The 21,012-nt window shown below is 65.5% G+C and carries 30 protein-coding genes and 1 pseudogene; 27 read left to right on the top strand and 4 right to left on the bottom strand.

All coding sequences use genetic code 11. From position 1 onward, the window contains the following. From rpsS to WC585_RS01390, 24 genes and pseudogenes are all read left to right on the top strand, one after another. Positions 1–279, top strand: a complete 279-nt coding sequence (gene rpsS / locus WC585_RS01505; protein ID WP_373255756.1) for a 30S ribosomal protein S19 — start codon at positions 1–3, stop codon at positions 277–279. Positions 280–282: 3 nt separating this feature from the next. Further along, positions 283–663: a 50S ribosomal protein L22 gene (rplV, locus tag WC585_RS01500; protein ID WP_292174481.1), complete on the top strand. Its 381-nt coding sequence runs from the start codon at positions 283–285 to the stop codon at positions 661–663. Continuing rightward, the gene (rpsC, locus tag WC585_RS01495) at positions 663–1,412 is read left to right on the top strand and encodes a 30S ribosomal protein S3 (RefSeq protein ID WP_373255755.1); all 750 of its coding nucleotides are present in this window, start codon (positions 663–665) and stop codon (positions 1,410–1,412) included. Before rplV ends, rpsC begins: the two co-directional genes overlap by 1 nt. Positions 1,413–1,415: 3 nt before the next feature. Beyond that, positions 1,416–1,859, top strand: coding sequence for a 50S ribosomal protein L16 (rplP, locus tag WC585_RS01490; RefSeq protein WP_292174476.1), 444 nt, complete (start codon positions 1,416–1,418; stop codon positions 1,857–1,859). Beyond that, positions 1,856–2,053: a 50S ribosomal protein L29 gene (gene rpmC, locus WC585_RS01485; protein ID WP_292174474.1), complete on the top strand. Its 198-nt coding sequence runs from the start codon at positions 1,856–1,858 to the stop codon at positions 2,051–2,053. The genes rplP and rpmC overlap by 4 nt, the downstream gene beginning before the upstream one ends. A gap of 10 nt (positions 2,054–2,063) precedes the next feature. Further along, positions 2,064–2,315 carry a 30S ribosomal protein S17 gene (rpsQ, locus tag WC585_RS01480; protein WP_296170908.1) on the top strand — a complete coding sequence of 84 codons (252 nt, stop codon included), beginning with the start codon at positions 2,064–2,066 and terminating at the stop codon, positions 2,313–2,315. 15 nt (positions 2,316–2,330) lie between these two features. Next, positions 2,331–2,699, top strand: coding sequence for a 50S ribosomal protein L14 (gene rplN / locus WC585_RS01475; protein ID WP_292174470.1), 369 nt, complete (start codon positions 2,331–2,333; stop codon positions 2,697–2,699). A gap of 2 nt (positions 2,700–2,701) precedes the next feature. Next, a complete protein-coding gene (gene rplX, locus WC585_RS01470; protein WP_373255754.1) occupies positions 2,702–3,010 on the top strand; it encodes a 50S ribosomal protein L24 in 309 nt (102 codons plus the stop codon). Beyond that, positions 3,010–3,570 carry a 50S ribosomal protein L5 gene (rplE, locus tag WC585_RS01465; protein ID WP_373255753.1) on the top strand — a complete coding sequence of 187 codons (561 nt, stop codon included), beginning with the start codon at positions 3,010–3,012 and terminating at the stop codon, positions 3,568–3,570. Before rplX ends, rplE begins: the two co-directional genes overlap by 1 nt. A gap of 19 nt (positions 3,571–3,589) precedes the next feature. Continuing rightward, positions 3,590–3,895, top strand: coding sequence for a 30S ribosomal protein S14 (gene rpsN, locus WC585_RS01460; RefSeq protein WP_373255752.1), 306 nt, complete (start codon positions 3,590–3,592; stop codon positions 3,893–3,895). Between the two features lie 14 nt (positions 3,896–3,909). Then, positions 3,910–4,308 carry a 30S ribosomal protein S8 gene (rpsH, locus tag WC585_RS01455; RefSeq protein WP_373255751.1) on the top strand — a complete coding sequence of 133 codons (399 nt, stop codon included), beginning with the start codon at positions 3,910–3,912 and terminating at the stop codon, positions 4,306–4,308. A gap of 1 nt (position 4,309) precedes the next feature. Next, on the top strand, positions 4,310–4,843 hold the full coding sequence (gene rplF / locus WC585_RS01450) for a 50S ribosomal protein L6 (protein WP_373255750.1): 534 nt from the start codon (positions 4,310–4,312) through the stop codon (positions 4,841–4,843). A gap of 3 nt (positions 4,844–4,846) precedes the next feature. Continuing rightward, entirely contained in the window at positions 4,847–5,209 is a 363-nt protein-coding gene (rplR, locus tag WC585_RS01445; RefSeq protein ID WP_373255749.1) for a 50S ribosomal protein L18, read from the top strand. 12 nt (positions 5,210–5,221) lie between these two features. Further along, complete coding sequence (gene rpsE / locus WC585_RS01440) at positions 5,222–5,830, top strand: 30S ribosomal protein S5 (protein ID WP_373255748.1); 609 nt, start codon at positions 5,222–5,224, stop codon at positions 5,828–5,830. A gap of 2 nt (positions 5,831–5,832) precedes the next feature. Further along, positions 5,833–6,036 (top strand): 50S ribosomal protein L30, encoded by a 204-nt coding sequence (gene rpmD / locus WC585_RS01435; protein WP_373255747.1) that lies wholly within the window; start codon positions 5,833–5,835, stop codon positions 6,034–6,036. Positions 6,037–6,180: 144 nt separating this feature from the next. Beyond that, positions 6,181–6,621, top strand: a pseudogene (gene rplO, locus WC585_RS01430) (50S ribosomal protein L15); the annotation flags it as partial. Positions 6,622–6,878: 257 nt separating this feature from the next. Further along, a complete protein-coding gene (secY, locus tag WC585_RS01425) occupies positions 6,879–8,267 on the top strand; it encodes a preprotein translocase subunit SecY (RefSeq protein ID WP_373255746.1) in 1,389 nt (462 codons plus the stop codon). A 25-nt stretch (positions 8,268–8,292) separates the two neighbouring features. Beyond that, positions 8,293–8,862 (top strand): adenylate kinase, encoded by a 570-nt coding sequence (locus WC585_RS01420; protein ID WP_373255745.1) that lies wholly within the window; start codon positions 8,293–8,295, stop codon positions 8,860–8,862. Positions 8,863–8,955: 93 nt separating this feature from the next. Continuing rightward, complete coding sequence (locus tag WC585_RS01415; RefSeq protein ID WP_373255744.1) at positions 8,956–9,663, top strand: energy transducer TonB; 708 nt, start codon at positions 8,956–8,958, stop codon at positions 9,661–9,663. A 149-nt stretch (positions 9,664–9,812) separates the two neighbouring features. Next, a complete protein-coding gene (gene rpsM, locus WC585_RS01410; RefSeq protein WP_373255743.1) occupies positions 9,813–10,181 on the top strand; it encodes a 30S ribosomal protein S13 in 369 nt (122 codons plus the stop codon). 9 nt (positions 10,182–10,190) lie between these two features. Next, positions 10,191–10,580 (top strand): 30S ribosomal protein S11, encoded by a 390-nt coding sequence (gene rpsK / locus WC585_RS01405; RefSeq protein ID WP_183213186.1) that lies wholly within the window; start codon positions 10,191–10,193, stop codon positions 10,578–10,580. Between the two features lie 90 nt (positions 10,581–10,670). Continuing rightward, entirely contained in the window at positions 10,671–11,690 is a 1,020-nt protein-coding gene (locus WC585_RS01400) for a DNA-directed RNA polymerase subunit alpha (protein WP_373255742.1), read from the top strand. A 108-nt stretch (positions 11,691–11,798) separates the two neighbouring features. Beyond that, positions 11,799–12,218, top strand: coding sequence for a 50S ribosomal protein L17 (gene rplQ / locus WC585_RS01395; RefSeq protein WP_373255741.1), 420 nt, complete (start codon positions 11,799–11,801; stop codon positions 12,216–12,218). Between the two features lie 141 nt (positions 12,219–12,359). After that, on the top strand, positions 12,360–12,824 hold the full coding sequence (locus WC585_RS01390) for a GNAT family N-acetyltransferase (protein ID WP_373255740.1): 465 nt from the start codon (positions 12,360–12,362) through the stop codon (positions 12,822–12,824). Positions 12,825–12,827: 3 nt separating this feature from the next. Here the strand turns inward: WC585_RS01390 and WC585_RS01385 are convergent, their stop codons facing one another. Continuing rightward, complete coding sequence (locus WC585_RS01385; protein ID WP_373255739.1) at positions 12,828–13,694, bottom strand: hypothetical protein; 867 nt, start codon at positions 13,692–13,694, stop codon at positions 12,828–12,830. After that, the gene (locus WC585_RS01380) at positions 13,694–14,596 is read right to left on the bottom strand and encodes an ATP-binding cassette domain-containing protein (protein WP_373255738.1); all 903 of its coding nucleotides are present in this window, start codon (positions 14,594–14,596) and stop codon (positions 13,694–13,696) included. The genes WC585_RS01385 and WC585_RS01380 overlap by 1 nt, the downstream gene beginning before the upstream one ends. A 104-nt stretch (positions 14,597–14,700) precedes the next feature. Here WC585_RS01380 and WC585_RS01375 point away from each other — a divergent pair, with 104 nt between their 5' ends. The 3 genes from WC585_RS01375 to WC585_RS01365 are packed head-to-tail and all read left to right on the top strand — an operon-like array spanning position 14,701 to position 18,709. Further along, positions 14,701–15,918: an ectonucleotide pyrophosphatase/phosphodiesterase gene (locus WC585_RS01375; protein ID WP_373255737.1), complete on the top strand. Its 1,218-nt coding sequence runs from the start codon at positions 14,701–14,703 to the stop codon at positions 15,916–15,918. A 22-nt stretch (positions 15,919–15,940) separates the two neighbouring features. Beyond that, complete coding sequence (locus WC585_RS01370; protein WP_373255736.1) at positions 15,941–17,278, top strand: TCR/Tet family MFS transporter; 1,338 nt, start codon at positions 15,941–15,943, stop codon at positions 17,276–17,278. Between the two features lie 45 nt (positions 17,279–17,323). After that, positions 17,324–18,709, top strand: coding sequence for a Do family serine endopeptidase (locus tag WC585_RS01365; protein WP_373255735.1), 1,386 nt, complete (start codon positions 17,324–17,326; stop codon positions 18,707–18,709). Here the strand turns inward: WC585_RS01365 and lpxK are convergent. Further along, on the bottom strand, positions 18,706–19,713 hold the full coding sequence (gene lpxK, locus WC585_RS01360; protein ID WP_373255734.1) for a tetraacyldisaccharide 4'-kinase: 1,008 nt from the start codon (positions 19,711–19,713) through the stop codon (positions 18,706–18,708). The genes WC585_RS01365 and lpxK overlap by 4 nt on opposite strands. Further along, entirely contained in the window at positions 19,710–21,011 is a 1,302-nt protein-coding gene (locus tag WC585_RS01355; protein ID WP_373255733.1) for a 3-deoxy-D-manno-octulosonic acid transferase, read from the bottom strand. Before WC585_RS01355 ends, lpxK begins: the two co-directional genes overlap by 4 nt. Position 21,012: the final 1 nt, after the last annotated feature.

Here is a 21,012-nt window from a genome sequence, read left to right as displayed (position 1 = left end):
ATGGCTCGCTCCTCCTGGAAAGGCCCGTTTGTCGACGGGTATCTGCTCAAGAAGGCCGACGCCGTTACGTCGTCGGGCCGCAAGGACGTGATCAAGACCTGGTCGCGCCGCTCCACCATCCTGCCGCAGTTTGTCGGCCTGACCTTTGGCGTCCACAACGGCATGAAGCATGTGCCGGTGTCGGTCTCCGAGGAAATGGTCGGCATGAAGTTCGGCGAGTTCGCCCCGACCCGGTCGTTCCCCGGGCACGCGGCGGACAAGAAGGCCAAAAGGAAGTAACTGATGGCCCAGACCAAAAACCCCCGTCGGGTCGCCCCGACCGAAGCCCGCGCCAAGCTGACGAACGTCCGGATCAGCCCTCAGAAGCTGAACCTGGTCGCCCAGTCGATCCGTGGCCTGCCGGTGCAGAAGGCGCTGAACGAGCTGGAATTCAGCCGCAAGCGCATCTCCACCGACGTCCGCAAGGTGCTGTATTCGGCCGTGTCGAACGCCGAAAACAACCACAACCTCGACATCGACAACCTGATCGTCGCCGAGGCCTTCGTGGGCAAGAACCTGGTGATGAAGCGTTTCGCGAGCCGTGCTCGTGGTCGTTCGTCGCGCATCCTGAAACCTTTCGCCGAGATCACCATCGTGGTCCGCGAAGCTGGTGAGGCCGCCTGATGGGTCAGAAAATCAATCCGGTTGGCCTGCGTCTCGGCATCAACCGCACGTGGGATAGCCGCTGGTTCGCCCGCGGCGACGAATACTCCAAGCTGCTGCACCAGGACCTGAAGCTGCGCACGTGGCTGAAAGAGCGCCTGCAAGCTGCTGGTGTCTCGCGCATCATCATCGAGCGTCCGCACAAGAAGTGCCGCGTGACGATCTATGCCGCCCGTCCGGGCGTCGTGATCGGCAAGAAGGGCGCCGACATCGAGAAGCTCCGCAAGGACATCTCGGACCGTACCGAGGGTGAAGTTCACCTGAACATCGTCGAAGTGCGCAAGCCCGAGACGGACGCCCAGCTGATCGCCGAGAACATCGCGCAGCAGCTGGAACGCCGGATCGCCTTCCGCCGCGCCATGAAGCGCGCCATGCAGTCGGCCATGCGCCTGGGTGCCAAGGGCGTCCGCATCAACGTGTCGGGTCGCCTCGGCGGTGCCGAAATCGCGCGGATGGAATGGTACCGCGAAGGTCGCGTGCCGCTGCACACCCTGCGTGCCGACATCGACTATGGCTTCATCCAGGCCAAGACGACCTACGGCATCATCGGCGTGAAGGTCTGGGTCTTCAAAGGCGAAGTCCTGGAACACGATCCGATGGCACAGGACAAGCGTTGGGCCCAGGAAGCTTCCGGCCCGTCGTCCAACGAAGGCCGCGAACGCGGTGGTCCGCGTGGTGATCGCGGCCAACGTCGCGGGCGTGAGGGCTAAGTCATGCTGCAACCTAAAAAGACCAAGTACCGCAAGGCCTTCAAGGGCCGCATCCATGGCGCCGCCAAGGGTGGCTTCTCGCTGAACTTCGGCTCCTACGGGCTGAAGACGGTCGAGCCGGAACGCATCACGGCGCGTCAGATCGAAGCGGCTCGCCGCGCGATCACCCGCCAGATGAAGCGTCAGGGCCGCGTCTGGATCCGCGTCTTCCCCGACCTGCCCGTCACGGGCAAGCCGGCCGAAGTCCGGATGGGCAAGGGCAAGGGCGCGGTGGACCATTGGGCGGCGCGCTGCCACCCGGGTCGCATCCTGTTCGAAATCGACGGCGTGCCGGACGACATCGCTCGTGAAGCGCTGCGTCTCGGTGCTGCCAAGCTGCCGGTCCGTACCAAGGTGGTCACCCGCCTGGATGCCGGCGTCGCTCATGTGGAGCATGTAGGCGCATGACCAAGATCGCCGATCTGCGGGCCCAGACGCCCGACCAACTGGCCGACGAGCTGCTGAAGCTCAAGAAGGAACAGTTCAACCTGCGTTTCCAGGCGGCCACCGGCCAGATGGAAAAAACTCACCGGGTCGGTGAAGTGCGCAAAGACATCGCTCGCATTTCCACGCTTCTGCGTGCGAACCGCGCAGCGGGTTAAGGAAACCACGATGCCCAAACGTATTCTCGAAGGCGTGGTCGTGTCCGACAAGGGCGACAAGACTGTCGTTGTCGTCGTTCAGCGCACGCTGCTGCACCCGGTCATGAAAAAGATCGTGCGCCTGTCCAAGAAGTATCACGCCCACGACGAAGCGAACGCCCTGAAGGTCGGTGACCAGGCCCGCATCGTCGAGTGCGCCCCGAAGTCCAAGCTGAAGCGTTGGGAGGTCCTGTCGGACTCCTCCACCGCCTCCGCGTCTTAAGAAGGATCGGATCCCATGATCCAGATGCAAACTAACCTGGAGGTAGCCGACAATTCGGGTGCTCGCCGGGTCATGTGCATCAAGGTGTTGGGCGGCTCCAAGCGCCGCTACGCCTCGGTGGGCGACACGATCGTCGCTTCCGTCAAGGAAGCCATTCCGCGCGGCCGCGTGAAAAAGGGTGAGGTGGTTCGCGCCATCGTCGTCCGCACGGCCAAGGACATCATGCGCAAGGACGGCTCTGTCATCCGTTTCGACAAGTCGGCCGCCGTCATCGTCAACAAACAGAACGAGCCGGTCGGCACGCGGATCTTTGGCCCGGTTCCCCGCGAACTGCGCGCCAAGAACCACATGAAGATCATCTCGCTGGCTCCGGAGGTCCTGTAGTCATGGCCGCCAAGATCAAAACCGGCGACAACGTCGTCATCCTGACCGGCAAGGACAAGGGCCGTACGGGCAAGGTCACGAAAGTGCTCCCGACCACGAACCGCGTCCTGGTGCAGGGGATCAATATGGTCCAGCGCCACACCCGTCCGACCCAGGCCGACCCCCAGGGCGGCATCAAGAACAAGGAAGCGTCGCTTCACCTGTCGAACGTCGCGATCGCCGACGCCAACGGCAAGGCAGCCCGCGTCGGCTTCCGTATGGAAGACGGCAAGAAGGTTCGCTTCGCCAAGACGACGGGAGACGTCATCTAATGGCCGACACCAAATACACACCCCGCCTGAAGAGCGACTACAACGACCGTATCAAGGCTGCGATGACCGAAAAGTTCGGTTATTCCAACCCCATGCAGATGCCCAAGCTGGACAAGATCGTCCTGAACATGGGTGTCGGCGAGGCGGTCGCGGACTCCAAGAAGGTCACCGCCGCGCTCAAGGATCTGGCGGCTATCGCCGGTCAGAAGCCCGTGCCGACCAAGGCTCGCAACTCAATCGCCGGCTTCAAGCTGCGTGAGGGCATGGTCATCGGCGGCAAGGTTACGCTGCGCGGCGACCAGATGTACGAGTTTCTGGACCGTCTGATCACGATCGCCCTGCCGCGCGTGAAAGACTTCCGTGGCCTGAAGCCGACGTCCTTCGACGGTCGTGGCAACTACGCCATGGGCCTGAAGGAGCACATCGTGTTTCCGGAAATCAACTACGACCAGATCGACCAGATGTGGGGCATGGACATCATCGTCTGCACCACGGCCAGGACTGATGACGAAGCACGCGCGCTTCTGACCGAGTTCAAGTTCCCGTTCGTGACGAACTGAGCGGGAAGGGAAAAGCACAATGGCAAAGAAAAGCGCCGTAAACCGTAACGAGATGGTCAAGGCCCTCGTCGCGAAATACGCCGACAAGCGCGCCGCCCTGAAGGCGACCGCGAACGACGAATCCCTGCCGCTGGAGGAGCGCTTCGAGGCGCGCCTGAAGCTGGCGGAACTGCCGCGCAACTCTGCGGCCAGCCGGATTCGTAACCGCTGCGAAGTGACGGGCCGTCCGCGCGCCTTCTATCGCAAGCTCAAGATGAGCCGGATCGCCCTGCGTGAACTCGGCAACCTGGGACAGATCCCGGGCCTGACGAAGTCCAGCTGGTAAGGGGAGCGACAGACATGATGATCAACGATCCCCTGAGCGACATGATCGCTCGCATCAAGAACGCGGCGACACGCAAGCGTTCCAAGGTGCTCACCCCGGCTTCCCGTCTGCGCCAGCGCGTCCTCGACGTGCTGCAGGACGAAGGCTACATCCGCGGCTATAACCTGGTTCAGAACCCGGGCGAGTTCCCGCAGTTCGAGATCGAGCTGAAGTATTTCGACGGCGCGCCCGTGATCGCAGAGATCGCCCGCGTTTCGAAGCCCGGCCGTCGCGTCTATTCCGCGATCACCGATCTGAAGCCGATCAAGAACGGCCTCGGTATCTCGATCCTCTCCACGTCCAAGGGCGTTATGTCGGACACTGCGGCGCGCGACGCCAATGTGGGCGGCGAAGTCCTCTGCAGGGTCTACTGATATGTCCCGTATCGGCAAACGTCTCATCGCTGTTCCGAAGGGCGTGACTATCACGCTCGACGGTCAGACCGTGTCGGTGAAGGGTCCCAAGGGCGAAAGCTCCTGGACCGTCGCCGAGGAAATCGAAGTGTCCCAGGACGCCGAGGGTCTGACCCTGGGTCTGCGTACCGACACCCAGCGTGGCCGCGCCATGTGGGGCCTGTCGCGCACCCTGGTCGACAACATGGTCACGGGCGTCACCACTGGCTTTGAAAAGAGCCTGGACCTGGTCGGCGTCGGTTATCGTGCCGCGATGAAGGGCAATGCCCTGTCGCTGCAGCTCGGTTTCTCGCACGACGTGGACATCGAACCGCCTGCCGGCGTCACCTTTGCGGTGCCCAAGCAGACTGAAATCAAGATCTCGGGTGCTGACAAGCAGGCCGTGGGTCAGATCGCCGCCGTCATCCGCAAGCTGCGTCCGCCAGAGCCCTACAAGGGCAAGGGTGTGCGCTACACGGGCGAAAAGGTCCGGCGCAAGGAAGGCAAGAAGAAGTAGGTCATGGCTCTTTCTCTGCAACAACAAGCCAAGCGCCGCTCGGAGCGCAACCGTCGCCGCCTCAAGGCCGTCTCCGGCGGTCGTCTGCGCCTGTCGGTCCACCGTTCGGACAAGAACATCTCGGCCCAGATCATCGACGACCTCAATGGCGTCACGGTCGCCGCCGCCTCGTCGTTGGAAGGCGACAAGGGTGCGAAGTCCAAGGGTTCGGACGTCGACGCAGCGGCCCGTATCGGCAAGCTGGTCGCCGAGCGTGCGATCGAAAAGGGCGTCAAGGACGTCGTCTTCGACCGCGGCAGCTACATTTATCACGGTCGGGTGAAGGCGCTGGCGGAAGCCGCGCGTGAAGCCGGCCTGAATTTCTAAGGAACGGGACGCATGGCGCAAGCACCCCAACGTGGCGGCGGCGGCAACGACCGCAATCGTCGTGACAACCGCAATGGCCCCCAGGCCGACGGTCCGGAATCGGACATCGTCGAGAAGCTGGTCCACATCAACCGCGTCGCCGCCACTGTGAAGGGTGGCCGTCGCTTCAGCTTCGCCGCCCTGATGGTCGTCGGTGACGGCAAGGGTCGCGTCGGCTTCGGTCACGGCAAGGCACGCGAAGTGCCGGAAGCCATCCGCAAGGCGACCGAAGAAGCCAAGAAGACGATGATCCACGTGCCGCTGCGTGAAAACCGCACCCTGCACCATGACGGCAACGGCCGTTGGGGCGCCGGCAAGATCATGATGCGTGCGGCCCCTCCCGGGACCGGCGTCATCGCGGGCGGTCCGATGCGCGCCGTGCTGGAAACCCTCGGCGTCCAGGACGTCGTCGGCAAGTCCACCGGTTCGTCGAACCCGTACAACATGATCCGCGCGACCTTCGAAGCTCTGAAGGTCCAGTCTTCGCCTCGTCAGGTCGCCAACAAGCGCGGCAAGAAGGTCGCGGACCTGATGGGTCGTCGCAATGACGGTGCCTCGGCACCTGAAGCTGTGGAGTCCTGATCATGGCCCCGTCCAAAAAGACTGACGCCAAGACCGTCACCGTCAAGCAGACCGGTTCGCCGATCCGCCGCAAGAACGACCAGCGCGCCACCCTGGTGGGTCTGGGTCTGAACCGCATGGGTCGTGAGTCCACGCTGGAAGACACGCCTTCGGTTCGCGGGATGATCGCCAAGGTCGCCCACCTGACCGAGATCGTCGAAAAGTAAGCCTTGCTGCCCTCTCCCGGACCGGGGGAGGGCGTCTGGCGTATTGCACTACCGACAAGGGCCGCCTAGAAGCGGCCCTTCGTTTTGACCGCCGAGTTGTCCGTGTACACACGAGCAGCGCTAGAACCCGAAAGGATCAGGCACATGAAACTGAATGAAATCCGCGACAACGAGGGCGCTCACAAGAAGCGCATGCGCGTCGGCCGTGGCCCCGGTTCGGGCAAGGGCAAGACCGCTGGCCGTGGCGTCAAGGGTCAGAAGTCGCGTTCCGGCGTCGCCATCGGCGGCTTCGAAGGCGGCCAAATGCCGCTGTACATGCGCATGCCCAAGCGTGGCTTCAACAATCCCAACGCTCTGAAGCTGGCCGAAGTGAACCTGTGGCGTCTGCAGGACGCCATCGACGGCGGCAAGCTTGACATCAAGAACGAAATCAAGGGCGACGCTCTGGTCGCCGCCGGCGTGATCCGTCGCGTCAAGGACGGCGTCCGTCTGCTGGGCACCGGCGAGATCAAGGGCAAGCTGAACCTGGTCGTCTGGTCGGCTTCGGCCGGCGCGATCAAGGCCATCGAAGCTGCCGGTGGGACCGTGGTTCAGGAGCGTATCGCCGCTGAAGCCAAGGCCGCCGCGCGCGTCGAGAAGCGCAACGCCGCCAAGGGCAAGGCTCCGGCTCCCAAGGCGCCGCGTGGCGACGCCAACAAGATCTCGGCCCGCACAACGCGGACTGCCTCCAAAAAATAAGCTGGGGGGCGCTCTCGCTAAGAGGGCGCCCTTCACCTATCTGGACCGTGGCGCCCGAGTCAGTCTCAGGTGCGCCGCGTTCTGATCAGTCGGGGTGACGACATATGGCTTCGGCCGCCGAACAACTCGCAGCAAACATGAACATGGGCACGTTCGCGAAAGCGACCGAGCTGCATAAGCGTCTGCTGTTCACGCTCCTGGCCCTGCTGGTCTATCGCATCGGGACCTATGTGCCGATCCCGGGGATCAACTCGGAAGCCTTTCTGCAGTTCTTCCAGAACCCAGATGGGCAGCGTGGCATCCTGGACATGTTCAACATGTTCTCGGGCGGCGCGGTGGAACGGATGGCGGTCTTCGCCCTGAACGTCACACCCTATATCTCTGCTTCGATCATCGTGCAGCTGATGGGCGCGGTCTATCCGCCCTGGGAAAAGCTGCGCAAGGAAGGTGGCGAGAGCGGCCGCAAGCAGCTGAACCAGTACACCCGCTATCTGACCGTCGTGCTGGCGCTGTTCCAGTCGGCCGGTATCGCTATCGGTCTGAACGCGCAGCCGGGCTTGGTTGAGGATCAGGGCCTGTTCTTCATCATCTCCACCATAACCTGCCTGACCGGCGGGACCATGTTCCTGATGTGGCTGGGTGAGCAGGTCACGGCACGCGGCGTCGGCAACGGCATCTCACTGATCATCTTTGCCGGTATCGTGGCCGTTCTTCCCGGCACCATTGCCCGTATGTTCGGCCTGGCACAGCAGGGTCAGCTGTCGGTGTTCATCCTGCTGCTGATCACGCTGATTGCCGTCGCAACGGTCGTGTTCATCGTCTTCATGGAGCGGGCCCAGCGCCGGTTGCTGATTCAGTATCCCAAGCGCCAGGAAGGCAACCGCATGGCCGGGGGCGAGCGCTCGTTCCTGCCGCTGAAGGTCAACACTGCGGGTGTCATCCCCGCCATCTTCGCCTCGTCCTTGCTGATGCTGCCAACCACGGTGGCGCAGTTCACGGCGACCGCGAACCTGCCCGCATGGCTGTCGTGGCTACCGGCGGTGACAAGCCAGCTGAGCCATGGCCAGCCGGTGTTCATGATCCTGTACGGCCTGCTGATCATCTTCTTCTGCTTCTTCTACACCTCGATCACCTTCAATCCCGAGGACACGGCCGAGAACCTGCGCAAATACGGCGGCTTCCTGCCGGGCATCCGTCCGGGCAAGCGGACGGCCGAGTACCTCGACTACGTCCTGACCCGTCTGACCACCATCGGTGCAGCCTACATCACCGCCGTCTGCCTGATCCCCGAGATGATCATCGCCAACTTCGGGGCCGGTCTGGCCTTTGGCGGCACATCGATCCTGATCGTGGTGTCGGTGACGATGGACACTGTCGCCCAGATCCAGTCGCACCTTCTGGCCCACCAGTACGAAGGCCTGATCAAGAAGGCCAAGCTGCGGGGTCGCGGCCAGACACGGACCAAGGGCACCACCGCCCCGGTCCGGCGCTAGAACTGATCGTTCGGGGGAGGCCGCGATGAATGTGATCCTGTTTGGTCCGCCTGCGGCGGGCAAGGGCACCCAGGCCAAGCGTCTGGTCGAGACGCGGGGCATGATCCAGCTCTCGACCGGCGACATGCTGCGCGAGGCCATCGCCTCGGGCTCAGAACTGGGCCAGGAGTGCCAGGCGATCATGTCGCGCGGTGACCTCGTGCCCGACGCGGTCGTCATCGCCCTGATCGAGGCCCAGCTGAAGGCGGCCGAGGATGCCGGCGGGGCCATTTTCGACGGCTTCCCCCGCACCCTGGCCCAGGCCGAGGCTCTGGACGCCATGCTGGCCAAGCTGGGCAAGAAGATCGATCACGTTATCCGGCTGAAGGTCGACGACGAGGCCCTGCTGAGCCGCGTTGCCAGCCGTTTTGCCGACCAGGGCCGTCCGGACGACAATCCCGACAGCTTCAAGGTTCGTCTGGACGCCTACAACCGAAACACCGCACCCCTGCTGCCCTACTATGCCGACAAGGGCCTGCTGACCGAGGTGGACGGCATGAGCTCTATCGAGGCCGTCTCCGGTGCGATCGACAAGGCGCTGGCCAAGGCCGCCTGAACCCGTTGCCTGAATGGCGGCTGACACGCCTGCGCTCGCCGTGTTCATGTGGGACGTGGCATAAGTTGCGGCGTGGACACCGGCTCATCCCCCTTGCGATCTGACAGGCGGCTTCTGCCCGGCATCGTCGTGGCCGTGGCCGGCCTGCACTTGGGTTTGTTCGCCCTGTCCGGACTGGGCAGTCCCGAGCCCGTTATGAGAGAAGCGGACCCGCCGGCCTTTGAGGTCCTGCTGTTCCGCCCGCCGGTGCCTCCGCCGCCCATTGTCCCCGCACCAGCTCCGCCCAGTCCGCAAGCCGGGGGTGGGGCCCCCGCTGCCCCCTCGCGCGTCCATGTGCCGCCCCGTCCGCGACCCGTGCCACCGGAGTTGCCCGCGCCGGCCGTTCAGGCACCGCAACCGGACCTGGTCGTGGGCGTCGCGCCGGTCGCCACGCCACAGCCAGGCCAGGGTCTTGGTGGCCAGGGGACAGGGCAGGGGACAGGTATCGGCTCGGGCACCGGTCCAGGCACAGGCTCCACGCCGCCGCGCTTTGTCAGGGGCCCCAGCCGGGACGACATCGGTCGGGCGCACCGTCGGATCGATCCACGGCTGCGTCAGCGCGGGACGGCGGTCATGCACTGTATCATCCAGCCCGATAGCCGGTTGGACCGCTGTGCCGTTGTGAGCGAGACACCGCCCGGCATCGGCTTCGGATCGGCGGCCTTGACCCTGGCCCCGCTTTACCGATTTCAGCCCCCGACCGAGAATGGGCAGATCCAGGCCGATCAGGGCGTGACCGTGACGGTCCGTTTCGAGCCCTGATCCCTCACTGCAGAGGCGCAATCAGGCCCTTAGGCGTTGACGACATCTGAATCCCCTGTATAAGGCCCGCTTCCGCGAAGGGCGTCGGCGCTCCTGGTCTGTTGACCGGAGCGTTTGTTGCGTCCGCAAACGCGTATCTGGAGAGTTTCGTGGCCCGTATCGCTGGCGTCAATATCCCGACCAACAAGCGCGTGGAAATCGCGCTTCAGTACATCCATGGCATCGGCCCGCACGCCGCCAAGGAAATCACGACCAAGGTGGGCATCGAGCCCGCGCGTCGTGTGAACCAGCTGACGGACGCCGAAGTCCTGCAGATTCGCGAAACGATCGACAAGGATCACACGGTTGAGGGCGACCTGCGCCGCGAGACGTCGATGAACATCAAGCGTCTGATGGACCTGGCCTGCTACCGCGGCCTGCGTCACCGCAAGGGCCTTCCGGTCCGCGGCCAGCGCACGCACACCAACGCTCGTACCCGCAAGGGTCCCGCCAAGCCGATCGCCGGCAAGAAGAAGTAAGACAGACACATGGCCAAGGAACCGGGTCGCGTAAAGAAGCGCGAGCGCAAGAACATCACCTCGGGCGTCGCCCATGTGAACTCTTCGTTCAACAACACAATGATCACGATCACCGATGCCCAGGGCAACGCGATCTCGTGGTCGTCGTCGGGTCACATGGGCTTCAAGGGTTCGCGCAAGTCGACCCCTTACGCGGCCCAGATGGCCGCCGAAGACGCCGGCAAGAAGGCCCAGGAACACGGCGTGAAGACGCTGGAAGTCAATGTTTCGGGTCCGGGTTCCGGTCGTGAATCGGCCCTGCGCGCGCTGCAGTCGGTCGGCCTGACCATCACCACCATCCGCGACGTCACGCCGATGCCGCACAACGGTTGCCGTCCGCCCAAGCGCCGCCGCGTCTAAGCGTACCGTCACCGACTTCTATTCTCCGCCGGTCCTGGCGCCCCTGACGAGGAGCGAGGGACCGGCGAACTCCGTTTCCGAGGGACACCCATGATCGAACGAAACTGGCAAGAGCTGATCCGTCCCGAAAAGCCCCAGATCGAGGCCGGCTCGGACGCCCAGCGCAAGGCCCGCCTGGTGGCCGAACCTCTCGAGCGCGGCTTCGGCGTGACGCTCGGCAACGCCCTGCGCCGCGTGCTGCTGTCGTCGCTGCAAGGTGCCGCCGTCACCGCCATCCAGATCGACGGCGTGGTCCATGAATTCTCGTCGCTGGAAGGCGTGCGCGAGGACGTGGTCGACATCGTTCTGAACATCAAGCAACTGGCGCTGCGCATGCACGCCGAGGGTCCCAAGCGCATGACGCTGAAGGCCACCGGCCCTGGTCCGGTCACGGCCGGCCAGATCGACGTGCCCGCCGATATCGAGGTTCTGAACCCCGACCACGTGATCTGCACGCTGGATGACGGCGCTTCGGTGCGCATGGAACTGACCGTCCAGAACGGCAAGGGCTACGTCGCCTCCGAGCTGAACCGTCCGGAAGACGCTCCGATCGGCCTGATCGCCGTCGACGCCCTGTATTCGCCGGTCAAGCGCGTCGCCTATCGCGTCGAGCCGACCCGTCAGGGCCAGTCGCTGGACTATGACAAGCTGATCCTGGAAGTCGAAACCAACGGCGCTGTCAGCCCCGTGGACGCCGTGGCGTATGCCTCGCGCATCCTGCAGGACCAGCTCCAGATCTTCATCACCTTCGACGAGCCCAAGAAGGCCGTGGAAGCCACGGACGGCAAGCCTGACCTGCCGTTCAACCCGGCTCTGCTGAAGAAGGTCGACGAACTGGAACTGTCGGTCCGTTCGGCCAACTGCCTGAAGAACGACAACATCGTCTACATCGGCGACCTGATCCAGAAGACCGAGGGCGAAATGCTTCGCACCCCGAACTTCGGCCGCAAGTCGCTGAACGAGATCAAGGAAGTTCTGACGACCATGGGTCTGTCGCTGGGCATGGATGTGCCCAACTGGCCGCCCGAAAACATCGAAGACCTGGCCAAGAAGTTCGACGACCAGATCTAGTTTCAACCCTCCGCCCTTGGTCCACCCGGACCGCGGAGCGGTTAGAATGTGAAAGCCCCAGGTCCGCCGGTGATATGCGGAAACCAGGGTTGAGTAGGAGAGACCCCGATGCGCCACGGCGCCGCCTATCGCAAGCTCGGACGCACCAGCGCCCACCGGACCGCCATGTTCGCCAATATGGCTGCGTCGCTGATCAAGCACGAGCAGATCAAGACGACCCTGCCCAAGGCCAAGGAGCTGCGGCCCTTCGTCGAGAAGCTGGTCACGCTCGCCAAGCGCGGCGACCTGCACGCTCGCCGTCAGGCCATCAGCCACGTCCGTGACGTGCCGCAGGTCGGCAAGCTGTTCGAAACGATCGGCCCGCGTTACGCCGACCGTAGCGGTGGCTATATCCGCATCATGAAGGCTGGCTTCCGCCACGGCGACAACGCCGCCATGGCCGTGATCGAGTTTGTCGATCGCGACGCCGACGCCAAGGGTCTGGACTCCGGTCCCGTCTATGAAGTGCAGGGCGACGACGAGGCTTAAGCCTTTTCGACCCTGTCGAAGATCCGAGAGCGGCTGGAGCGATCCAGCCGCTCTTTTCGTTTGGCACAATCGTTTGCCGCGCGACGGCGCGCTGCTTGAGCGCGGCTTGTCGCATCGCAACGGCAAGGGTAGGCGAACGGCATGACCGAGCCTCGCATCATCCCCTTCCGCCCCGACCACGTCGAGGCCTGGGCCGCGCTGAACACCGCCTGGCTGCGGGAGGGTGGTTTCGAGATCGAGGCCAAGGATCGAAAGGTCATTGGTGACCCGCAAGGGTCTATCCTTGATGCGGGCGGGCACATCTTCATGGTGGAGCGGGACGGGCAGGCTGTGGGCTGCTGCGCGCTGATGGCCATGGACGACGGCGGCTTCGAAGTCGCCAAGATGACCGTTACGCCGTCCGCACGGGGGAAGGGGCTGTCGCGGCAACTTCTGGAGGCCTGCGAGGCGACGGCGCGCTCCGCCGGGGCCCCACGCCTTTATCTGGAGACGAGCAGCGCCCTGACGGTTGCCGGGCAGCTATACCGCAGCTTCGGCTTCGTCACCTTGCCGCCCCAGCCCACGCCCTATGCGCGGGCCGACGTCTTCATGGAGAAGCGGCTGTAGGGCCTACTCCTTCGACAGGTCCTGCCGCTTGAACCAGAACAGGGCTCCAGCGATAGGCAGCAGGGTCCAAAGGGCCATACTCAGCCAGGCCTTCAGCGCCAGCCCCTCGGGCAGGGTTGAGCCTGCACCGGAGGCGATGGCCTTCAGCGCTTCGATTGCGCCAGACGGATTCGCCAAAACCGGCAGCCAGGCATCCGGCTGCATGCCCATGGTCAGGAACAGCTGGGGCGAGAAAAACTGCGCCACGGCCACGACCAGCGGCACGAACAGGGCCGCCAGCAGCGACCGGGTCACCACAGCCGTCAGCAGGGCCAGCATCGTGAACTGCATGACCCGCAGGAAGGACAGGCCTCCGAGAGCGAAGAAGCCGCCGATCGCCTCGCCGGTGACATTGAACGTAAGCGGGCGCTCGAAGGTAGCCGCACGGATGAAGGTTTCTGCCACGCCGCTGAGCAGCATCACGAAAACGGCGATCAGGGTCAGCAGTGCAGCGATGGCCAGCTTGCCGAGCAGAAGGTTGGTCCGGCTGTTGCGGGCGCTGATCAGCCGCCACGTCTCCCAGCGGTAGTCGGCGGCATACAGGGTCGCCGCCCCGATCAGGACGAACGGTAACAACAGGATGCTGTCCAGCTTGCCCGCCGCCGCGACCAATTCAGTTGCCAGATTGATCGGCGTGCTGGCCATCATGGCAATGACCTCGGGCGGCAAGTCCGTCTGGGCCGCGATCTGCGCTTCGTTGGCCTTCAGGAAGACCACGCCGATGATTCCGAAGATCAGCGACAGGATGGGGGCGAAGAACACGCTCCAGAACCAGGTCGTGCGGCTCTTGGACAGGCGGAAGCCTTCGGCGCGGATGGCATCGACGATCATTAGCGGGCCTCCGGCGTCTGGACGGCGCCCGTCTCGGTGAAAAAGATGCTCTCCAGGTCGGTGCCGACCCAGCGCGCCTCGTTGATGTCAATCCCGGCCTCGACCAGGGCGCGGATGACGGCCGGCCCCTCGTTGCGCGGGACGTCGGCCAGGACGGCGTCGCCCTCGTGCTTACCCTTGGTGCCCAGCACGTCCAGCGCGCGCGCGATGGGGGTGACCGACAGGCTGAGCCGTTCGCCGACAGAGGTCAGCTCGCTGACCGTGCCCTCGCGGACCAGACGGCCCTTGTTCATGATGGCCACTCGGTCGCAGACGCGCTGGACCTCCAGCAGCTGGTGGCTGGCCAGGACCACGGTCACCCCGTCGTCATGGGCCAGCGAGCGGATCAGGGCCCGCATCTCCTGAATGCCGGGCGGGTCCATGCCGCTGGTCGGCTCATCGAGGATGATCAGCTCCGGTTCGTTCAGCAGGGCCGCGGCGACACCGAGCCGCTGCAGCATGCCGACTGAGAAACCGCGCACGCGCCGGTCCGCCGCCTCGCTCAGGCCCACGCGGTCCAGCCAGCGCGGGATGTCGACGGTGTTCGCCATGCCGTGGCTGAGTGCCAGCCACTTCAGCGCCTGACGCGCGGTCAGATAGGGGGGATAGCGCGGCGTCTCGATCATCGAGCCCATGCGGCGCATCGAGGTGATGTCACCGATGGCACCACCCATCACCGTGGCCGAGCCCTGCGTCGGCCGGATCAGGCCCAGCAGGATGCGGAACAGCGTGGACTTGCCCGCCCCGTTCGGCCCCAGCACGCCATAGACGCCGCCCCTGGGAATGGTCAGGTCCAGCCCGGCAAGGGCGTGGACGGTGCCGTAGGTCTTGGTCAGACCCCGTGTTTCGATCACAGCGTTCATGCAAGCCAACCTGCCCGGCACCGGACGTTGCGACAAGCCGTCTTGGGCCTGTCTTGGATTAAGGTTAGGCAATGTTCGTCACCCCAGTTTTTGGATTTGCCTGCATGTTGAACCGTATTGCCGTCTTGGCCCTGACCGCTTTTCTGGGGGCCTGCGCAAGCGTGCCGATGGCCCCGACGCAGGCCGAACGAACGCTGGTGATCCTGGTCTCAATCGACGGGTTCCGGCCGGACTATCTGAACAAGGGCATCACGCCGGTGCTGTCACAGTTGGCTGCTGACGGGGCCAGCGGGCCGATGCGACCGTCCTTCCCCAGTGTGACCTTCCCCAACCACTATACGCTGGTCACGGGCCTGCATCCTGACAACCACGGGATTGTCGGCAACAATATGATCGACGCCGAGCTGGGGTCCTTCAGCCTGCGCAACAAGGAAGCCGTGACCGACCGGCGGTGGTGGGATGACGGCGAGCCGATCTGGGTGACGGCGGAAAATGCGGGACTGGTCACCGGCACCATGTTCTGGCCGGGGTCGGAGGCGGACATCCGCGGCGTACGCCCGACGCACTGGACCGAGTTCGACCAGTCCATGCCGGACAATGTGCGGGTGGATCGGGTTCTAGGCTGGATGGATTTGCCGCAAGACCAGCGTCCTGCCTTGACCACGTTGTATTTCGACATCGTCGATACCGCAGGGCACAATCACGGACCGGATGGAGCCGCGACCACAGAAGCCGTTCGCGCTGTGGATGCCTCGATCGGGCGATTGATCGAGGGGTTGCAAGCGCGGGGTCTGTACCAACGGACGGTGCTGGTGATCGTGTCCGACCACGGCATGGCCGCTACTTCCCCGGACCGGGTGACCTATATCGACGACCTGATCGATCCGGAGGCGGTGCGGATCGTCTATTCCGGTGCAGCGACCTTCCTGAACCCGGTTCCCGGCCGCGAGGCCGAGGTCGAGGCGGGGCTGTTGGGTTCGCGTCCGCATCTGGAGTGCTGGCGCAAGAGTGAGATTCCCGCGCGGTTCGTTCTTGGGGACCATCCTCGCGTTCCGGCCATCGTCTGTGCCTCGGAGCCGGGCTGGCTGCTGGCAACACGGGCGCGGCCCGTGACGCGCGAGGGCGGGGCGCATGGCTATGACAATGCCTCGCCGGAAATGGCGGCTCTGTTCATCGCCCACGGCTCCGGGGTCGTTAAGGGGCGACGGCTGACCGGCCTGGACAGCGTCGATGTGCAGCCTCTGCTGGGCCGTCTGCTGGGCATTGCGGTGCCGCAGAGCGACGGCGATCCGGTCGACACCTTGCCGGTGACGGAGCCTTGAGGCTGGGCTAGAAGCCCCGCCCATGTCCCTGAGCAATCCCAAGGTGCGGCGCGCGGCGCTGGCCTTCATTTTCGTGACGGCGGTGCTCGACATCGTGGCGATGGGGATCATCATCCCGGTCCTGCCGCAGCTGATCGAGGATTTCGTCGGCTCGAACGCGCGGGCAGGCGTAATCAACGGCGTCTTCGTGGCCCTGTGGGCGGCGATGCAGTTCGTGTGTTCGCCGATCATCGGATCTCTGTCGGATCGCTACGGGCGCAGGCCGGTGATCCTGATCAGCTGTGCCGGACTGGCACTGGACTATGTGCTGATGGCCCTGGCCCCGAACCTGTGGTGGCTGGCGGCGGGACGGATCATCGCGGGCATCACCTCGTCCAGCTTCACCACCATCTATGCCTATATGGCCGACATCACCGAGCCGGCGAAGCGGGCGCGCGCCTATGGCCTGATCGGTGCGGCCTTCTCGGGCGGCTTCGTGCTGGGACCAGTGATGGGTGGTTTTCTCGGCGATGTCGATCCGCGCCTGCCGTTCTGGGTGGCGGGTGGCCTGTCCGGCGTAGCCTTCTTTTACGGCCTGTTCGTCCTGCCCGAGAGCCTGCCGGTCGAGAAGCGGATGGCTTTCAGCTGGCGGCGGGCCAATCCGGTCGGGTCGCTGATCCTGCTGAAGCGACACACCGAACTCAGCGGCCTCGCCGTCGTGAATTTCCTGCTCTACTTCGCCCACCACGTCTTCTCGGCGGTGTTCGTGCTCTATGCCGCCTGGCGCTATGGCTGGGGTCCCAAGGAGGTCGGGCTTCTGCTGGCGCTGGTCGGGCTGCTGGACATGCTTGTGCAGGGCGTTCTGGTCGGGCCGCTGGTCAAGCGGTTCGGCGACAGGGGCGTCATGGTTTTCGGCCTGCTGGGCGGCACCGTCGGCATCGCGCTTATGGGCTGGGCTCCCACCGGCCTGATCTTCATCCTGGCGATGTTGCCCAATGCGCTATGGGGCCTGGCCATGCCGACGTTGCAATCGCTGATGACCCGGCGTGTCGGCGAGGACGAGCAGGGTCAGCTTCAGGGGGCAAACATGAGCGTCGCCTCTATCGCCGGGGTCATGTCGCCGCTTTTCTTCGGCTGGATCTATTCGATCTCGGTCGGGGAAGGGGCGCTGGCGACCCGGCTTTGGCTGGCGAATGCGATGGACGGAGCCCCCGCGCAGATGCTGGCGCTGGCGACGCGGGTCATGACCCAGCCGGGGCTGGCCTTCTATCTGGCCGCCGTAGCGCTTCTGATGGCCGCCATCGTCGGCTGGGTGGTGGGGCGTCAGGCCGATCGCGACGATGCCGCAGAAGCCCGCCTTGATCCTGTCCCAAATCCATAGCTGGATTGCACCGGGCGCTGACCGACCTATCTGATCCGGATGACCATGAAGACCTTCACCGCCGCCGCTGCCCTCGCCCTGACCCTCGCCGCCTGCGGCCAGCCGAACGACACCAGAGCCCAGGACGGGGTTTTTGCTGAGAACCGCGTGGTGCCCGGCGACGCCATGGCCATGAAGTCCAGCTTCGCGCCCGTGGTCCGCACCGCCGCCCCCGCCGTGGTCAATGTCTCGGGTCGTGGCGTCCAGCAGGTCCAGGACCCCTTCTGGTCGATGTTCGGCCAGAGGCCGCGTGCCCAGCAGGTCGGCTCGGTCGGCTCGGGCGTGATCGTGCGGGCCGATGGAGTGGTGGTGACCAACTATCACGTCATCAACGGCATGCAGGAGATCAAGGTCGTGCTGAACGACCGGCGCGAGTTTTCGGCCCGGCTCATCCTGGCCGACGAACGCTCCGACATCGCCGTGCTGCAACTGGACGGCGTCAGCGAGAGCCTGCCGGTCCTCAACATCGACGACCGCGAGGAACAGCAGATCGGCGATCTGGTCCTGGCCATCGGCAACCCCTTCGGTGTCGGCCAGACGGTGACCAACGGCATCATCTCGGCCCTGAACCGGACCGAGACGGGCATCAGCGATAGCGGCTCGTTCATTCAGACTGATGCCGCCATCAATCCCGGCAACTCCGGCGGAGCCCTGGTCGACATGGACGGTGACCTGATCGGCATCAACACGGCCATCTTCAGCCGCTCCGGCACCTCGGCGGGCGTCGGCTTCGCGGTCCCGGCCTCCATGGTCAAACGGGTGGTCGACAGTGCCGTCGGCGGGGCCAAGGCTGTCGTGCGACCCTGGCTGGGCGTCAAGGGCGACAGCGTCAGCGCCGACATCGCCCGCAGCCTGGGCCTGGAGCGTCCGCAAGGCATCATCGTCACCGACGTCTATGCGGGTGGTCCCGGTGCCCGCGCGGGCCTGCGCGAAGGCGACGTCATCACCGCCATCGATGGGGCCGAGATCAACGACCAGGGCGGCCTGAACTTCCGCGTTGGCACGCGTGAGCCCAACCAGACGGTGCAGGTCTCGATCCTGCGCGACGGACGAGCCCAGACGGTGGACGCTCGGGTTCAGACGCTGCCTGGCAATGCCGATACGGACCGCGCGACGGTCATTCAGGCGGGCGCGCTCAGCGGGGCCCAGGTGCTGGAACTCAACCCTGCCCTTGCTGACAGCCTGGGTGGCGATCCCTTTGCCAGTGGCGTCGTGATCGGACGGGTGGAACGCGGCAGCTATGCCAACCGCATCGGCCTTCAGGGGGGCGACATCGTCCTGGCCGTCAATGGCCGGCAGGTGTCGTCTGCGACCCAGCTCTCCAATATCGGCCGTGGCACCCAGCTCAGCATCAACCGGCGTGGTCGAGTGATCGAGGGCCAGGTCCGCTAGCCCAGCGCGCTCACTACAGTAGCCGCAAACGCGTCCTCGTCCTCGAACGTCGCCTTGACGGGCCAGGAGATGACGCGCTCGCGCCACTCCGGCGGCAGGCGGGACCAGTCTTTCTCAGTGGTGATCAGGCGGGCATTGAACAGCTCCGCGCGCTCCTCAAGGAAGCGGAAGTCTTGGTCCTGGAACACCGAATGGTCGGGGAAGGGCACGAAGTCGGCTAGATCGGCCCCGGCAGCCTGAAGCGCGCGCTCGACCTTCCACGGCTTGGCGATGCCGGCGAAACCGACCAGCGGGCCGGGCGGCGGCGGGGCGGCGGGCATCAGCCGGGCCACGAAGACGGGCAGGGGGGCGAAGACCTCGACCAGCTCCGGGTCCACCCCCGGCGCATCGGCGGGCAGCAGGATGACCACGACGTCCGCGCGCGCCAGACCGGCCTTCAGCGGCTCGCGCATCGGGCCGGACGGAAAGACCGAGCCGTCGCCGAAGGGCCATTCCCCGTCACGCGTCTCGCCGTCCACGACGATCAGGCTCAGCGTCTTCTTCAGCGCCGGATTCTGATGCGCGTCGTCCAGCACCAGGGCTTCAGCTCCTGCGGTCGCGGCCGCCTTGGCCCCCGCGACCCGGTCCCGCGCGATCCAGGCCGGGCTGTCCAGCGCCAGCATCAGCGGCTCGTCCCCGACCTCGGCGGCCGTGTGGACCGCCAGATCGACCCGTACCGGCCCCTCCAGCGACCCGCCATAGCCGCGCGACAGGGCCTGGGCATCGATGCCCGCGGCCCGCAACAGGCGCAGCACCTCGCGCGCCACCGGCGTCTTGCCCGAGCCGCCGACGGTCAGATTGCCGATGGAGACGACCGGCACACCGGGATCGACCGGCACGGTGCGGGCGATGCGGCGGGCCGTGACCGCGCCCCAGATCCACGACACGGGCTTCAGCATCAACCGCTGCACCGGCGCATGACGCCGGTCGCGGTCGTACCACCAGCGGGGCGTGTTCAGCTTCATCGCCGGGCACCCGGCCTGGCAGGGGCGGGCGGCAGCAGCTCGACCAGCATTTCCCACAACCGCTCCAGCCCCGAACCGGCCTCTGCGGCGGCGCGGCGGCCGCGCTCGCCCATCACACGGGCGGCCTCTGTGTCGGCCAGCAGGGGTGCAAGCACGGCGGGCAGGTCCGACGGGCTGTCGACCACGGCCAGGCCTCCGGACTGGACCAGAGCCTCGGTCACCGCTGACCAGTTCGTCATGTCGGGGCCAGTGACCGCGGGCTTGCCCAGACGCGCGGGCTCCAGCGGATTATGACCCCCGACCGGCGGCTTGTTCAGGGCGGCGGAAAAACTGCCGCCCATGACCACGACATCGGCCAGGCGCAGGAACAGCCCCATCTCGCCCAGGGTGTCGGCGACATAGAGGTCCGTCTCGGCATCCGGTTGATCCCCGCGCGACCGCAGGGCGAAGCGGTAGCCGTCGGCCGTCAGGGCACTGGCGATGGCGACACTGCGTTCCGGGTGGCGCGGCACCAGGATCAGGCACAGGCGATCGGCCAGATTGTCCAAGGCCCGGACCAGGGCGATCTCCTCGCCGTCATGGGTGCTGGCCGCGACGACCACGGGCCGGTCGCCGATGGCGGCGCTCAGGCGGGTGAAGGCGGCACCGTCGTGCGGCGGGGCCTCGCCCGACAGCTTCAGATTGACCTGACCGTCGATGCGCGCGCCCAGGCTTTCCAGCCTGACGGTCGAGGTCCAGTCCTGCGGCAGGATGCGATCGAAGGCCGACAGCACGCGCTTCGCCGCGCCCGGAAACCGCCGCCAGCCGGTCACGGTCTTTTCGGTGATGCGCGCGCTGGCCAGCACCAGTTTCACGCCCCGCGCCTGGGCCGCCAGGATCAGATTGGGCCACAGCTCGCTCTCGACGAAGACGGCCACGCCGGGCCGCCAGTGATCGAGGAAGGCCGCGACGACGTTCGGCCCGTCCACCGGCGCATACTGATGGATCACTCCGGCGGGCAGGCGCTGGGCCAGAAGCGCTGCCGAGGTCATGGTGCCCGAGGTGACCAGAATGGTCAGGTCAGGCCGGCCCGCCCGGATGCGCTGGACCAGGGGCAGCAGCGACAGGGTCTCGCCCACGCTGACCCCATGCAGCCAGATCAGGTCGCCGTCAGTACGCGGGGTGCGGGTGATGCCCAGTCGCTCGTCGACGCGGGCCGCGTCCTCCTTGCCCTGTTTGACGCGCGCATCCAGCAAGCGCGGGGCCAGCGGCTCCAGCAGCCGGGTCAGCAGGCGATAAGCGATCAGGGCCGGGCTCATC

Source organism: Brevundimonas sp., from assembly GCF_041648055.1.
GTDB lineage: Bacteria > Pseudomonadota > Alphaproteobacteria > Caulobacterales > Caulobacteraceae > Brevundimonas.
This window is presented reverse-complemented; position numbering and strand designations above follow the sequence as displayed.